General features: G+C 58.0%; 11 protein-coding genes. 4 read left to right on the top strand and 7 right to left on the bottom strand.

The features are described 5' to 3' along the window. The first annotated feature begins 862 nt into the window (after positions 1 to 862). From yjjJ to CBW22_RS04705, 3 genes are all read left to right on the top strand, one after another. The gene (gene yjjJ, locus CBW22_RS04715; protein WP_088516139.1) at positions 863 to 2,167 is read left to right on the top strand and encodes a type II toxin-antitoxin system HipA family toxin YjjJ; all 1,305 of its coding nucleotides are present in this window, start codon (positions 863 to 865) and stop codon (positions 2,165 to 2,167) included. Between the two features lie 127 nt (positions 2,168 to 2,294). Beyond that, positions 2,295 to 2,828, top strand: coding sequence for a TetR/AcrR family transcriptional regulator (locus CBW22_RS04710; protein ID WP_088516138.1), 534 nt, complete (start codon positions 2,295 to 2,297; stop codon positions 2,826 to 2,828). Then, a complete protein-coding gene (locus CBW22_RS04705) occupies positions 2,825 to 3,970 on the top strand; it encodes an MFS transporter (protein WP_088516137.1) in 1,146 nt (381 codons plus the stop codon). The genes CBW22_RS04710 and CBW22_RS04705 overlap by 4 nt, the downstream gene beginning before the upstream one ends. On the opposite strand, the gene CBW22_RS04700 is transcribed toward CBW22_RS04705, so the two are convergent. Genes CBW22_RS04700 through CBW22_RS04690 form a run of 3 tightly spaced genes read right to left on the bottom strand, consistent with a single transcriptional unit; the run spans position 3,967 to position 9,358 of the window. Next, the gene (locus CBW22_RS04700) at positions 3,967 to 5,802 is read right to left on the bottom strand and encodes a TolC family protein (RefSeq protein WP_088516136.1); all 1,836 of its coding nucleotides are present in this window, start codon (positions 5,800 to 5,802) and stop codon (positions 3,967 to 3,969) included. The two genes, CBW22_RS04705 and CBW22_RS04700, sit on opposite strands and share 4 nt — an antisense overlap. Positions 5,803 to 5,807: 5 nt before the next feature. Further along, complete coding sequence (locus CBW22_RS04695) at positions 5,808 to 7,049, bottom strand: HlyD family type I secretion periplasmic adaptor subunit (RefSeq protein WP_021509681.1); 1,242 nt, start codon at positions 7,047 to 7,049, stop codon at positions 5,808 to 5,810. Then, a complete protein-coding gene (locus CBW22_RS04690) occupies positions 7,046 to 9,358 on the bottom strand; it encodes a type I secretion system permease/ATPase (RefSeq protein ID WP_021509682.1) in 2,313 nt (770 codons plus the stop codon). The genes CBW22_RS04695 and CBW22_RS04690 overlap by 4 nt, the downstream gene beginning before the upstream one ends. 269 nt (positions 9,359 to 9,627) lie before the next feature. Here CBW22_RS04690 and ddlA point away from each other — a divergent pair, with 269 nt between their 5' ends. Next, positions 9,628 to 10,722 (top strand): D-alanine--D-alanine ligase, encoded by a 1,095-nt coding sequence (ddlA, locus tag CBW22_RS04685; protein WP_021509683.1) that lies wholly within the window; start codon positions 9,628 to 9,630, stop codon positions 10,720 to 10,722. A gap of 16 nt (positions 10,723 to 10,738) precedes the next feature. On the opposite strand, the gene CBW22_RS04680 is transcribed toward ddlA, so the two are convergent. The 4 genes from CBW22_RS04680 to CBW22_RS04665 form a co-directional block, all read right to left on the bottom strand. Continuing rightward, a complete protein-coding gene (locus tag CBW22_RS04680; RefSeq protein ID WP_088516135.1) occupies positions 10,739 to 12,163 on the bottom strand; it encodes a GGDEF domain-containing protein in 1,425 nt (474 codons plus the stop codon). Between the two features lie 292 nt (positions 12,164 to 12,455). Continuing rightward, positions 12,456 to 13,931, bottom strand: coding sequence for a SulP family inorganic anion transporter (locus tag CBW22_RS04675; protein ID WP_176428082.1), 1,476 nt, complete (start codon positions 13,929 to 13,931; stop codon positions 12,456 to 12,458). Further along, positions 13,928 to 14,569: a carbonic anhydrase gene (locus CBW22_RS04670; RefSeq protein ID WP_058771348.1), complete on the bottom strand. Its 642-nt coding sequence runs from the start codon at positions 14,567 to 14,569 to the stop codon at positions 13,928 to 13,930. Before CBW22_RS04670 ends, CBW22_RS04675 begins: the two co-directional genes overlap by 4 nt. A 580-nt stretch (positions 14,570 to 15,149) precedes the next feature. Beyond that, entirely contained in the window at positions 15,150 to 15,959 is an 810-nt protein-coding gene (locus CBW22_RS04665; RefSeq protein ID WP_088516134.1) for a 5'-nucleotidase, lipoprotein e(P4) family, read from the bottom strand. Between the last annotated feature and the right edge of the window lie 26 nt (positions 15,960 to 15,985).

Below are 15,985 nucleotides of genomic sequence, written 5' to 3'. Positions count from 1 at the left end.
TTAGGTATAGTGCATAATTATGTCACTGGGAACAAGAAGATGATTTTCAATGACGGCCAAATCATTAACATGTCAGAATAAAAGCATGACATGGGATATAATAATTTATTATATGATTGAATATTTTTTACTAGTTTAAATTTCATTGCGGGAGTTGTGTTTGAAAAATAGACTCCAACTCAATCAAATTATTTATATTGAAACAAGCCAATTAAAATTATATGCATTTACTTGATTGTTGGTAAAACTCAAGAGCATTTTGAATTAGAGCTTCTTGATTCACATATTTCATCTCATCATAAATTGGCAGCAAAGTGGCAGCAGAGCTCAACGCTATGTGCCACTTTTCATCACTATTCGGCTTAGATAAAACTTAAAAATCATTAAATCACTGATTTTTCTAGTTTAAAATTGAGACTTATCATCGCTTGTTCGGTGGTTCGAACTTAGCGAAGGCCGCCAATAACTTGTTCATCTGATTTACTTGAGTCACCCTTAAACAGGTGGCTTTACTATTTTGACTTCAACAATAGCGATGTAAGGCCAGCATTTTTTACTGATACAGTTAAAACTCCAATGCGCAGCACCCTTCCCACTTTCAACCTGAAATCACCTGTCTTGCCAGCCTTTCCGGCTCATACTGCCTCACGCTGTCATTGTGTTGACAACCGCCTCTTACAAACAACGACGCGAGAATCTATCTCATTAAGCCTGCATGCAGCCTCAACTTCCTACAGAACCACACATTTGCACACCAAGCGTGGCACATCCCAGTGACTGCCAGCTATTTACTTGCTAACATAACTACTCAAAAACTATTCATATATCTATTCACAAAACTATTCAAAAGCTACTCAAACACATGTCATTACATTCAAAAAACATACGCCAGCTTCTCTATAGCGGGCCGATGACAGCAAGACAACTCATTGAAAAAATGGGCATAAGCCAGCCTACGCTTTCCCGTGCGATTAGAGAACTGGGTGATGACATCGTCAAAATCGGGGCGGGTCCATCTATTCAATATGCCCTGCGGGATACGTTTCGCGGATTCCGCTCGGCCCCGATTTACCGCGTTACCGATGAGGGGCAAATCAAACCTCTCGGCGAGCTGATTCCGGTTCGTCCGGAAGGGTTTGTGATGGTGCAGGCGGACCACAAAAGCTTTCACAGTGACGGGCTGCCGTGGTGGCTGTTTGACATGCGACCACAGGGCTATCTCGGCAGAGCGTATGCCTCGACTTATGTCAGCGGGCTCGGTCTGCCGGCGAATCCCGAACAATGGGCGGACGCAGATGTCGTCAGAGCGCTGCTGGCGCAAGGTCATGATGCGATTGGCAACCTGCTGATCGGCGAGCAGGCGCGCAGCCGTTTCCTGGAAATGCCCGAACCGACTCCCGTGGAGCGCGAGACGGCGTATCCCGAGCTGGCGCGGGCCGCGGGCGCTGGTGAGGTGCCGGGCTCATCTGCGGGTGGCGAGCAGCCCAAATTCTGCACCTATACCGAACGCGGTCATGTGCTGGTGAAATTCACCGCAGCAGATGACAACCCAGTCAGTGAACGCTGGCGCGATCTGCTGATGGCTGAACATCTGGCCCTGAAAGTGCTGGGTGTTGAGACCGACGTGTTTGATATTGCAGGGCAGCGCTTCCTCGAAATCCCCCGCTTTGATCGGGTGGGCAAAATGGGCCGTATCGGCGTGTTTTCGCTGCGCGCGCTTGATGCGGAGTTCGTCGGCAATGCCAGCGCAAGCTGGCCGGTCCTCGTCAACCAGCTTGTGGCGGAAAAGTGTGTCCATTCTGAGGCCGCTAATAGCACGGCCCGGCTTTGGGCATTCGGCATGCTGATCGGCAATACCGACATGCACGCCGGTAACCTGTCATTCATCAGTCGCCATGGCCGTCCTTATCACCTCGCGCCAGCTTATGACATTCTGCCGATGGGCTTTGCGCCCAGAGCGGGCGGCGCCATCGTGAATACGCTGCGGCCAGCGTCACTGCCGGAAGTGGTCAGCAGCGATACATGGCGGGAAGCGCTGGCTTTGGCGGAGGAATTTTTGTCTCTGGCGAACAGTTGCGATGGTTTCTCAGCGCGTTTTGCGCCCTGCCTCGCCGCGTTACAACAGCATCTGGATGAGGCCCGAGCGCGCATCGCCCGACTCGGCTAAGCGCGTTTCCTGATTGATAATTCCTTCAAAGCTGCATCCTCGAAACAGGCAGTGATTAACCGCCTCGCACCCGATTTTTGCCCCCGCAACTTTGCAAAAGTAAAACGATCGGTTTACTTTTTAAGGTATGCGTAAAAAACAACACATCCTGAACGCTGCCGAGCGGCTGTTCTACAACAACGGTTTTCATGCCACCAGCACCGATTACATTTGCCGTGAGGCGAAGGTCTCCACGCGTACGCTCTATCAGCACTTTCCGTCGCGCGAGCGGTTAACCGCCGCGGTGATGACCGCGCGCCGGCAGCGCTTTGTCGATTTATTGTCACAGCCAGACGATCCAGCGGCCATCAGCCAGCTGTTTTCGGTGCTGGAACAGTGGATGCAGGCGGAAGGATCGCTCGGCTGCTTTTTTGCCAAAGCGTACGGTGAGTATGCGGAGCAGGATGCTGAGCTGGCGGCGCAGGCGCTGGATTATCGCTACTGGCAGCGCGGCTACATCCGTGCCTGCGTGGCGCACTCGCACAGAAATTCGCCGTCAGCGCTGGCCGATGCCATCTGGATACTGTTTGAAGGGGCGATTATGGCCGGGTTGGTTGACGGTCCGCAGGCCGCGGTCACTGCGCGTCTGGCGGCTGAGCAACTGATGGCGGATGCGCCATGAAAGCCTCACTCCGCCTGACGCTGAGCGGCTTTATGCTGATCGCCGTGACCTACGGACTGGCGCGTTTTGCCTGGGGAATGATGATGCCGCAGGTGGCGCAACAGATCAGCTTCAGCCCACGCGCGTCGGGCATGCTGGCCGCCTGCAGCTATCTGGCTTACTGCCTGGCTACGCCCGGCGCCACGCTGCTGCTGGCGCGCTGGGGCGTGCGCAGCACCGCCATACTGGCAGCGCTGACGGCTATGTTCGGCTTACTGCTGCTGGCCGCTGCCAGCAGCGCATGGCTGATTGCCAGTGGGCTGTTTATCGCCGGTCTCGGTGCCGGTCTGGCTTCCCCGGCGCTCGCCAGTGCCGTGAGCCGGCAAATTGACGCGTCGCGGCAAACCGCCGCTAACACGCTCATCAACGCCGGCACCGGCGCGGGCATCATTGCGTCAGTGCCCATTTTCATACTGGTGCCCGGCGGCTGGCGCGCGGCCTGCTGCTGTTTTGCTGCGCTGGCGTTAATCAGCCTGCTGCTGGCACGCTATTGCCTGCCCGCCGGGCGTGCGGATCCACCGGGATCGCCGGTTGGCTGGCGCGATCGGTTGCACAACCGCGCGCTGCTGCGGGTGATCATCATCGCTTTTCTTAGCGGTGTCGCCAGCGCGGCGTGGTGGTGTTTTGGACCGGATGTGTTACGCCAGCACAGCCACCTGAACGAGGGCCACGCCAGTATGCTGTGGCTGGTCAGCGGCGCAGCCAGCATTCTCGGCGCGCTGACCGGCCCGCTGGCACGCTGCATCGGTATGCGTCAGGTGTACTGGCTGGCGCAACTGGCGATGGCCGTTCCGCTGCTATTGCTGGCGGCACTCACCCACTTTAGCTACTGGCTGGTACCGGCGGCGGCACTGTGCGGCGCGGGATATGTCACGCTGTCGGGTATTCTGCTGGTTGCGGGTGCCGCCGCCACGCCACAGAATGCGGCCTCCGGCGTGGCGGCGGCGTTTCTGACGCTGGCGATTGGGCAAATTGGCGGGGCGATACTCTTTGCGCAAATCTACAGCAGCAGCGCCGCTGCGGCACTGCTGCTGTTCGCTGCCATCCCGGTTGCGCTGCTGGTTCTGGTACCGGCTAACCCGCCACAGCGCGCTGACGCTTAGCGTCCGGTGGTGAGCCAGCGGCTGAGGATGCCGGCACTGGAGTAGCCGCGAATGATCGCCGCGTAGCTGTCAAAGCGATTGCTCACTTCGCTCACCTGGTTGTTATACAGATCGCTCTCGGCGCTCAGAACATCCAGCAGCGAGCGGCGTCCGAGGTGATACCACTGATCGAAAAAGTCTTTGCGGATGCGGTCAGACTCGACAATCAGACTCTTATACAGCGCGGCGCGATCGGCCATGGAGTGCGCATCCTGGCTGGCGGCGCGCACGCGATTCTCCAGATCGCGCCGCTGCTCCTGCACCTGCTGACGACTGGCTTCGGCGCGTTTAATCGCCGCAATCTCCTGCGCGTTGGTTGAACCGCCGCGGAACAGGCCCCAGCTAACGTTGATGCCGGTTTGCCACGCCTGCTGACGACCGAGCTGATCCTCACGCGTGCTTTTGCTTACCGTCCAGTTGAGTTTTGGCAGGCCAGAAGCTTTGATCGCTTCCGCTTCTTTAAACGCCGCTCGCGTTTCTGCGCTGGCGCGCTGGATCAGCGGATGATAATCCAGGCTGGCCAGCTGGCGGTTGAGATCGCCAAAATTCATCGCCCAGCGATCGCTGGCTGGCAGCGTCACGCGGCTGTTGCCCATCAGGCGGTTCAGCGTGATTTCGACATCGCGTGCGCGCGACTCAGCATTCTCCAGATAGCTCTGCGCCTGCAGCAGCCGGCCTTTGGCCTGCGTCAGTTCGCTGCGACGGCCAGTATCCGACTGCACAATACCGCTCAGCATGGTGGTCAGTTCCGTCATGCGCGCCACGTACTGCTGGCTGATGGCAATGATCCGCTGCTGCTTGTTCCACTCAATCAGCGCGTTGCTGACCTGCATCGCCAGCTCTTCTCGCTGCGCCTGCGACGCCTGCTGCGCCGAGGTCACGCGCTCTTCGCGGCTCTCGATGGTGCGGCTGGTCTGACCGAAATCAATCAGGTTGGTCGCCATCGATACGCCGAGAGCCGGCACGTTGCTCTGACCGTCATAGCTTTTTACCCCGCCACCAAACTCTTTAGTGGCCGAACTGGCGCTGACATCCAGCTGCGGCCAGCGCTGCCCTTTCGCCTCATCCACGCTGGCAGCGGCGGCATCGGTCTGCGCCACGGACGATTTCAGCGCCGGGCTGATGCGCCAGGTGATGCGCGCGGCCGAGAGGAATTTCTGCCGCAGCTCGGATTCAGCCACGGTTTCATCCACCGCGCCGCTCAGGCTGACCGGGGAACGCGCCACGGCGGCATCGGCGGCGGTGGTTCTGGTTTCCGCTACCGGCGGGCTGACATAGCTGAACTCGCTCTGTGCTTTTACTTCTGCTTCATTCACCGGCACCGGCGCAGGCTGCTGTGGGTTGAAAGTGCGTACCGATTTCAGCAGCGGATTCGTCTGCTTTGGTTCCGGCTGGCGCTGCTCCTCCGTCAGGAAACCACCGCCCTGCACCGGCTGCACCGGCGGCGGGGCAATCGGCGCTGCTGGCGCTGGTGCTGGTGCCGGCTGAGCGCGTGGCACGGCGACCGGTGGAGCAACCGGCACGGCCTGAGGTTGCGTAAACATCGGTTGCGGTGCCGGCGCGGTTGCAAAGCGCTGGGCTGGCGCAACAGGCACGCGCTGTACCGGTGCGCTACGTACCGGTGCCGCGGCGGGGGCGGCCGGGCGATGTCCGCTCATCTCGGCAAACATCATCAGTTCACTGGTCGAATCGGCCATTACGCTGATGGCCGGAGCCATCATGACCGTAATGCAACCGGCAAGCAAAGAGAGGCGCCGCGCCGCTGCGCGACGGTGCATATTATTATTTTTCATGGTTATTAACGCTCGCGGAAGGCTTCTTTCGCCTTAAGTACCGGCTTCAGCAGGTAATCAAGGATGGTTTTCTCGCCGGTGCGGATTTCCACCGTGGCCACCATGCCGGGAATGATCGGCAGATCTTTATTGCCTGCGTGCAGCGTGCTTTTATCGGTGAGGATCAACACGCGGTAATAGGTGTCATCCGGGCGGCCGGAAGCGGCTTTCTGATCGTCTTTCAGCGTATCCGGACTGATGTATTCCACGTGGCCATCCAGTCCGCCGTAGATGGCGAAGTCGTAGGCGGTGATTTTCACTTTGGCCGGCAGCCCCGGACGCAGGAAGGCGACATCAGAAGGACGGATTTTTCCTTCCACCAGCAGTTGCTCTTCCAGCGGCACGATTTCCAGGATGTGCTCACCGGGCTGAATCACGCCGCCGATGGTGTTAACGCGCACGTTTTTCACCGTGCCGCGTACCGGTGCGGTAATGGTGGTGCGCTCGACCACGTCCGCGCGGCCAATCAGGTTTTCGCTTACCTGGCTGAGTTCCAGCTCCAGTCGTGCCAGTTCGGTGTTGGCATCAGACTGGTAACGGTTACGCCGCTCGACAATCTGCGCCTGGATGTCGTTCGCCTGGCGCTGCATGCGCAGCAACTCGACCTCAGACAGCAATCCTTTCGCCGCCAGCGGCTCCGCCAGACGAATTTCACGCATCGACAGGGCATAGCTGCGCTGCAGTGAGTTAATACTGTCGTTCAGCGCGCGCTTGCGTGATTCATAGGCTTTGGTCTCCTGCGCAACCACGGCAGGATCGCTCTGCACCTGCTCGTCAAACGTCAATGGCTGCGCGTAGGCTTCGGCACGCAGACGCGCAATGCTGCCCTTCAGGCCAATTACTTTGCTCAGCGCCTCGCGATAGCTTGATTGCGCACGCGTCGGATCGATTTTCAGCAGGACGTCGCCCCGGTTGACCACCGTGCCTTCACGCACATTCATTTCGGCGAGAATGCCGCCTTCCAGACTCTGAATCACCTGCTCGCGGCTGCGGGAAATCACTTTTCCGTCGCCTTTGGTGATCTCCTCCACCCGCGCATAGTTTGCCCAGGTGAGACCGATGCCAATCACCGCGATGATGATCCACATCACCAGTTTCGATCCCGGCGTGGTTTGCGACAGCAGGGATGCCTGCACGTCATTCATGAATTCGGCATCCGCAGCGGAGAGATTTTTGCTGCGGCTGCGCCATGGCATTAACTTGATCATACTGCGGCCTCCTCTGCCGCGGCGACGGCGGGCTCTGACGTTGCCGAAGCATCGTTAGCCGGCGCGGGTGCGCGCGCCGCCTGCTCTACCGCCTGACGCGGCGGCTGGCGGGTTTTACCTTTACCTTCCAGCGCGGCCAGCACCTGCTCTTTCGGGCCATCCGCGACAATTTTTCCTTCCTCAACCACGATGATGCGGTCGACCAGCGCCAGAATTGACGGACGATGCGTCACGACGATCAGCGTGTGGCCTTCGCTGGCGCGACGCAGATGCGCGAGGAACTGGCTTTCGGTCATGCTGTCCATGGCGCTGGTTGGTTCATCCATCAGCAGCACTTTGGGCCGCGTCAGCAGGGTTCGCGCCAGCGACACTAACTGACGCTGACCGCCCGACAGCCCTTCACCGCCCTCGCCGACCGACAGGTTGATGCCGCTCGGATGGCGCGCCGCCACGTGATCGAGACCGGTCAAATTCAGCACACGCAGCAGTTCATTCGCGGTGGCATCCGGCCGGCCAATCATCACGTTCTCGCGCAGCGTGCCATAGAACAGGCGCGCATCCTGGCTGACGAAGCCCACTGCTTTGCGCCAGTCGGCCGGATCGATCTGGTTAACATCGAGTCCGTCGGCGGAGATCTGCCCTTTCACCGGCTGATACAGACGCGCCATCACGCGTAACAGCGTCGATTTACCGCTACCGATGCGGCCAAGAATCGCCACGCGCTCACCGGCCTTGATGGTCAGCGAGATGTCTTTGAGGATCTCCGGATTGGGCTTCATCGGCGGTGCCGGATAAGAGAAGCTGACATTGCTGAGGGAGATCTCGCCGGTCAGCGGCGGATCGGTCAGGTAGGTTTTGCTGCTGTCGCGATCGACCGGCATCTCCATCAGCTTATTCAGCGAGGTCAGCGCCGCTTTGGCCTGCTGATAACGCACCGCCAGACCAATCACCTGACCCAGCGGGCCGGTGGCGCGGCTGGCCAGCATCACGGTGGCTATCATCGCACCCATGGTGAAGGTGCCGGCGTTGATCAGATAAACCCCGGCCACCACCAGCATCACGGTCTGAAACTGCTGCAGAAAGGTCACCACGCCGGTTGCCAGCGTCGAATAGCGTTTTGACTTCATTGAGTTAGCCGACTGCAGCGCGCTGAAGTTCTCCCAGCGGCGCTGCATATGCGCTTCACCGCCCACGGCTTTCAGCGTTTCCATGCCTTCAACCGACTCGATCAGCACGCCCTGTTTCAGCGACGCATCGCGCAGGTTCTCCTTCATGATACGCGCCAGCGGCCACTGGATCGCGGCGCTGACGATGATGATCAGCGGGATCATCATCAACGGAATAATCGCCAGCGGACCGCTGATAAAGAAGATCACGCCGACGAACATCAGGATAAACGGCAGATCCGAAATCGCCGCCAGCGTCGCCGAAGCAACAAAATCGCGCACCGATTCGTATTCACGGATCTGGTTGGCGAAAGTGCCTGATGAGGCCGGCTTGTGCTCCATCTGGATCGACAGCGCCTGACGGAACAGCATGCTGCCCAGCACCAGGTCGGCCTTTTTGCCCGCCATGTCCAGCAGATGCGCCCGCACAAAGCGGGTAATGGCTTCGAAGATCATAGCGATGGTGACGCCAATCGCCAGCGACCACAGCGTAACAAAGGCCTGGTTCGGCACCACGCGATCGTAGACGTTCATGGTGAAGAAGATGCTGGAGAGTGCCAGCACGTTGATCAGCACGGCGGCAATGGCGGCGCTGCGGTAGTAACGGCGGTAGCGCCACAGAGTGCTGAACAGCCAGTGACCTTTAACTTCCGGCAGCATTTCGCTGGCGCGCTCATCCAGTACCGCCGCCGGTTTCGCCATCACCGCAAAGCCGGCGTAAATCTCGTTGAGCTCCGCCAGACTCATCTCCACCGCTTTATCACTCACCTCCGGCATGATCAGCTGGAAGCGCAGCTCGCGCTGATTTTCCTCATTGGTGTGAATGCGCCGCGACAGCACAATGCAGCCGCCGCCGTTCTGCCGCAGCAATATCATCGGCATCAGTTGCTCCGGCAGATCCTGCAGGCGGCGTTCGACCATGCCGCCGGTAATGCCAGCGTTCTCCAGAGCGGTCATCGCCTGCGACGGCGACAGCAGCGTCGCTTTTGGCAGGCCGGCGACCAGCGCCTCTTCACTCTTCTCGCGTTTGTAGTGTTTGCAAATCCACGCCACGCTTTTTAACAGCGTGTCATCCACGGTGGTTTCGATACGAGCAACAGAACGCGCATCCTGCTCCACGGCATTCTGCTTCTGGTCCATCATTTCCCGACTCCTGTAAACCTGACAAAAAACGGTGGACGCATCGTCCACCGCAGACTTTTCTTTGAATTGGGAAAATTCTGACAGAAGGCAGCTTTCAGGCCGTCCAAGACTTGTCTCAAACGGTGGAGAATATTTATGAATAAAGTGGGCAAAGCCCGATTGAATGCGGTCTGGCGACCGATCGATTGCAGAATAATCGCGGCGCTGTTGAGCGCTGTCCTGGGCGTGTTATCTTAGCTGCTCGCTTTACTGCAACCGGACAAAGAGCAATGGCAAAACAGCGGGTAGGTATCGTATTTGGCGGCAAGTCGGCCGAACATGAAGTGTCGTTACAGTCGGCCAAAAATATTCTTGAGGCGATCGATAAAAACAAATACGACGTGGTGCTGCTGGGGATCGACAAACAGGGCGAGTGGCATCTCAATGACGCTTCAGGCTTTCTGCTCAACGCCGACAATCCGGCGCTGATTGCCCTGAACCGCTCCGGTGAAAACGTGGCGCTGGTGCCCGGCAGCCGCGCGGAACAGCTGATTACGCGGCAGCAGGCGCAGCCGCTGTCGCAGCTGGATGTCATCTTCCCGATTGTGCACGGCACGCTGGGCGAAGATGGCTCGCTGCAGGGGCTGCTGCGCATGGCCAATCTGCCGTTTGTCGGGTCGGATGTGCTGGGTTCCGCGGTCAGCATGGACAAAGATTTCACTAAACGCCTGCTGCGCGATGCCGGCCTGAAAGTGGCACCGTGGCTGAGCGTCACCCAGACGCAGCGCGCGGCGCTGGATGTGCAGGCGGTGATTGCGCGCTTTGGCCTGCCGCTGTTTATCAAGCCAGCCAATCAGGGTTCATCCGTTGGGGTGAGCAAAGTGACGCAGCCGGACGAATTCGACGCGGCGCTGGATCTGGCGTTCCGCTTTGACCGCAAAGTGCTGATTGAACAGGGCATCAGCGGCCGTGAAATTGAATGCGCGGTGCTGGGTAACGAGGCGCCAGAAGCCAGCCCGTGCGGTGAAATTGTGGTGCACGACGCCTTCTACTCGTATGACACCAAATATATCAGCGAGAGCGGCGCGCAGGTGGTGGTACCGGCTGACATCAGTGCGGAAGCCAGCGAGGCCATTCGGGCTGTAGCGATTACCGCGTTCCAGGCGCTGGAGTGCTTTGGCATGGCGCGCGTTGATGTATTCCTCACCGAAACGGGCGACATTATTGTCAACGAAGTGAATACCTTACCCGGCTTCACCAACATCAGCATGTATCCCAAACTGTGGCAGGCGGCCGGCCTGAGCTACAGCGATCTGATTACCCGCCTGATTGAGCTGGCGCAGCAGCGTCATCAGCAATCCAGCCAGCTGAAAAGCAGCGTATAACCTGCGATGGCGTGGCTCAGGCCACGTCATGCGCCATGCTGCGTGGCGCGATTGCCGGTGAGGTCTGATTGCGGCCGTTGCGCTTGGCAACGTAAAGGTGTTTATCCGCCGCCGACACCAGCCGGTTGATTACCCCCGGCCATTCACGTTCGTTAACCGCACCGCCGCGCGCCAGGCCGAGGCTGACCGTCACGGTCACGGTGTTGCCCTGAATCCAGAACTTCTCTTTCACCATTGCCTGCCGAATCACTTCGGCCAGCTGAAACAGCTGGCTGTGGGTGTAATCAAACACCACCACCACGAATTCTTCGCCGCCAAAGCGGCACACCAGGCCACGACTGCCAACCACGTGCTGAATACGGCGCGCAATTTCCTCCAGCACGCCATCGCCGGCATCATGGCCAAAATTGTCATTAATGGCTTTGAAGTAGTCGACATCCAGCATAATCACGCCGGCTTCACGCTGCAGGGAAAACGGCTGCTGGCGCAGGTTTTCATACAGGCCGGAGCGCGACAGTAGCTGGGTGAGAAAATCGTAATTGGCGCGCAATGCCAGGCGATGGTTAAGCTGGCGAATGGCGTCCATGCTCACCGCCACCAGCAGCGGGCTGAGCGCCACGGTGGCCACGCCGAGCCGTGCAGAAGTGAGATGGCTGATGGGCAGCAGCGAATCATCGCCCTGAATATTCATCACGCCGTGCGAGACCAGCACGATCTCGGTGATGCCGGTGAACAGAATCACCAGGCTGGTGATCGGAATCGGCAGAACAATGGCACACCAGATCAGCGCCGGTACCGGGAAGGTCAGACTTCCCGCGCCACCAATCAGCGCCCCCACCGTGAGCGACAGCGCCACGGCGAGCAGCGGCAGCAACCTGGCCGGATGAATCAGCGTCCGCAGCGGCACGCTGCGCAGCGGACGCGTCAGCATCACCGGCAGCAGCATCAGCGAGGTGGAGAACTGCTCGCTGAACCAGTCGGCCCACGCCACCACAAAGCGCGCGTTGAAGTCGATATCCTGCGCCCACGCACCCCAGGTAGCGCAGGCTGCCGCGCCGAGCAGGCACGCCGGAAAGATGCGCATGGCGTTGAACACCTGGCTGTTTGCAGTTGGCGATTGCAGATGCTTAATCAGCATGCTCACTGACACCAGGATAAACAGGATATTGGCAAAATTAATCGTCACCGCTGGCAGTGCCCAGCCGGAAAAAACCGTATCGTTGAAAATCATGGCGGCAAAACACACCAGATAACTGGAGGTGGTGTGTAAAAACGGGTTGCGCACCATTAAACCGGCGATGAGGGCATTCACCGGCCAGAACAGGGAAAACTCTTCGGGAATACGCAGGTGGCTGCCAACAAAGCAGAAGAACAGCGTAATAAGACACAGCGAAAGAGCATTCTTTTTAACATTATTCTCTTCAAACAGCTTAACGTGCATACGTCTGAACCCTGTAACCTGAAATCGCTGCCATCCGTCGCTGGCATCAGCAATCATTTAACCTGAAAAATCCGTGCGATAATTCGCTAATTAAACCGGTGTTCATCGCCCTGCTCTGCGACTGAGCGGCGCTCACTCTGCCATGAAAGCCAGAGACGAGCTACCAGCCCCGCCAAAAGGGAGTGAAGCAGGCAGGCGCTGTGAGCGGCAATTATGCCGTATAAATAAAAAAATCGGATATCCGGGATATCCGATTCTGGCGAAAAAAACTGCATGACTGTGCGCGGGAACGTTATTTCACCGCCACCGGCCACTGGCTCAGCCGGATGCCGCGCTCACCGGCGCTATCCCCGAAATCCTGCAGCACCGCTTTCACGTCCGGATCCATATACTCGGCGTTATCGTGATCGACAATCACCACGCTATTTTCCGGGATCTCCGCCAGCAGCCCCTGCAACTTCGGGTTGTGCATAAAGGTCAGGTTTTGCTGAAAGCGCAGCACGTAATGGTCGTCATAGCGGGTAAGCTGCAGCGCGTTGCGGTGGCTGTGGTAGATGCTGCACAGAATCTGCGTCGCGATACCGATGCCAATCCCGGCCAGCATGCCAAACACAATGATGCCGCCGATGGTGGCAAGAAACGGCATGTACTGCTGCGCGCCCATGCGAATCTGTTCGACGAACAGGCGCGGCGTTGCCAGCTTATAGCCGGTATACAGCAGCACTGCGGCCAGACTGGCGAGCGGAATTGCGTTAAGCAGAGCGCTGAACCACAAGCCACAAATCAGCAGCAGCACGCCGTGCAGCAGAATCGACAGTTTGGTTTGGGCACCAACGCTGACGTTGACCGAACTGCGCACAATCACCGCGGTAATAGGCATCGCACCGAGCAAGCCGGCGGTCAGGTTACCGATGCCCTGCGCGAACATCTCTTTATTCGGTGACGGCGCCGGGTGCTGCGGACGCAGTTTTTTCAGCGCCTCCTGACTGAGCAGCGTTTCAAGGCTGGCCACCAGCGCCAGCGTAATCGCTACCACCCACACCGACGGATTCTGCCACGCCAGCCAGTCTGGGGTTTCCAGCTCCGCCACCAGCGCCGACATACTGTCAAACGCCGGCAGTACGATACGCGGCAGGCCTTCGCCGAGGCTGGGAAACAGGCGATCGCCCAACACCGTGGCGAGGCAGCCAAACAGCACCGCCACCAGCGGGCCGGGGATCCAGCTCAGCGCTTTAACTGCCTTGATCGCGGGCGTGGTCCACAGCCACAGAATCAGCAGCCCGCTACCGGCCACCAGCATCGCGCTGAGCGAAAACGAAAACTCCCCGCTGACCAGCGACTGCAGACCGGCATCGCTCGCTGCGCCCAGCGCCACCGGAATCTGCTGCATAATCAACAGCAGGCCAATGGCCGCCAGCATCCCTTTGATGACGCTGCCTGGCACCAGTGAGATAAAACGACCGGCGCGCAGCAGGCCGAGCATGCACTGCAGCACGCCAGCCAGAATCAGCGCGGTGAGAAACGCGGAAAAGCTGCCGAGCGTCTGGATTGAGGCCACAACAATGGTCACCAGCCCCGCCGCCGGGCCGCTCACGGCATAGCGCGAGGGACTGAGCGCGGTAACCAGCAGACCGCCGATCACCCCGGTGAGCAGACCGGCAAAGGGCGGCAGACCGCTGGCCTGCGCGATGCCCAGACACAGTGGCAGTGCCACCAGAAACACCACCAGACCAGCAGGAATATCCTGACGAAGCGTTTGCAGATTCATGATGAGGGTTCCTCTGACGATTGCTGGATTAACTCTTTCAGATGGCCGGACTGCAGGTCATAAACGCAGCCAAATACATCCAGCTGCTGTCCGGCCTGCCAGGCCTGTTGCACCGGCTCGCAGCGCACCAGCTGGCTAAACTGGGCGATAACATTGGCTTCAACCAGCCGGTTAAGCTTGCTGCTCTCCTCTTCCTGCGCGGGACTGGCGTGATACGCCACTAATCCCTGCTGCAACGCACGGCGCAGCGCGGCAATGCGCCTGGCGAGCGCCGAATCCTCCTGCGCTAACGGGCTGGCAGGCAGACCCAGCGCCGCCTGCACGCCGCCGCAGCCGTAGTGACCGCACAGCACAATGCGCTCGACGCCGAGATAAAAAATCGCGTACTGCAGCACGCTGAGAAAGTTGTCATCATCGGGTAGTACCATATTGGCGATATTGCGGTGCACAAATAGCTCGCCCGGATGCGAGCCGGTCAGCACTTCTGCCGGTACGCGACTGTCGGAACAGCCAATCCACAGGGAGTGGGGTTTCTGCTGATGCAGATATTGTTCAAAGTAATCTGGATTACGCTCGCGGCGCTGGAGTGCCCAACTGCGATTTTTCGCTAACAAGGGTTTAAGGGTCGTCACAATTATCTTCTCTCTGTATCCGCAAATAGCGCTTCCGGGCAAATAAATGCATGGCGCAGCACGGTTTTAGCGTTCTGTGGCAGGTGAATACGGCGCTTTCTCACAGAAATTGGTTATAGACGCTTATGAATTGATTTGCACCAGGAATATTTCAGCCCGGCAGAAGAAGCGACCTTATGTAAAATAAGTGTCAGCAAATGTCATGGCAAAGTAAGTTAATGCAAGTGACGCAATCATGGAGCACTCCATTAAAAGTCAATACAATCAGATTATTAAAATTAATTTTTAAAACGCATTTCGGATGCACTGACAAATATATACACGTAAAACTTTTGCGCCTTTACGCTGGTATGGTGGATTACACTCTGCTAGCTGAGAAAAATCCTAATTACTAAATTTATGAATAGTGTTATCAGCTGGTTTTAACGTTATTTGCAATGATATTTCACTGAAGGCGGCGGAAGGATTAAGTAAGAGATCGGGAAAATGATAAGCAGAATAATAATTACAAAGAAACGTAAATATCACTGGCGCTGACTGCCTGCGATAAGCGCCCGCCAGGGCAGGCGCTATTTCGCTTGACGAATTATTTACCGTTCCAGACTTTCATGCGGGATTCACGCACCTGCAGCTGCTGTTCCGGGGTTAACTTATTGTAGTTTTCAGCCATGCCGCTCTCCCAGTCGCCGTACAGTGGATTTGGCAGCACAATGAACTGGGTGCCAAAACGCTGATGGTTGAGCGTGACAAATTGCTGGCGCTGGGCGTTGCCCTGATGCCAGGTGGCGCCGCCGAAGTCATTCAGGTTATCGCCGATATACAGCACCACGTTATAGCCGGCGTTTTTAATCGCGTCAAAACGCGCCTGTTTGTTGGAGTTGCCGGTGCTGAGACGCACGGTTTTGTCGCTTACGCCGCTGAAGCCCAGCTTGTTGAGATTATCGACCGTGGCCGCGTAGTCTTTCTGATCGCGGTTCGAGACGTAGAACATGGTGCCGCCGTGGCTATTCACGTAGTTGGCAAATTCGACGGCACCGGGCACCGCGGTCGCCTGGCGCGCCTGCGTCCACGCTGACCAGGTTTTACCGGAGAACGGCTGGCCGTTTTTTGCCTGCCACGCGCTGTAGGCGCTGTTATCGATCATGGTTTCATCCAGATCAACAATCACCGCTTTGGGTTTGCCGGTGAGCGAAGGGGCGCTATCGAACGCCATGCGTGCCGTGTTGAACGCCTGCCAGCTCAGCGCCTGATACTCGCCAGACTGCTGGAACCAGTTGACTGCCAGTACCGACTGCTGACCGAGTTGCTGCTGAGCCTGCTGTTTTTGCGGTTGGGCACAGCCGGTGAGCGTCAGGGCAATCAGGCCTGCCGCGGCCAGCCAGGAGGTGTTTTTCATCATGTCGTCCTTAAGTGATTATGGTC

Origin of the sequence: Pantoea sp. VS1 (genome assembly GCF_002207995.1) — a bacterium.
Classification (GTDB): domain Bacteria; phylum Pseudomonadota; class Gammaproteobacteria; order Enterobacterales; family Enterobacteriaceae; genus Pantoea; species Pantoea dispersa.
This window is presented reverse-complemented; position numbering and strand designations above follow the sequence as displayed.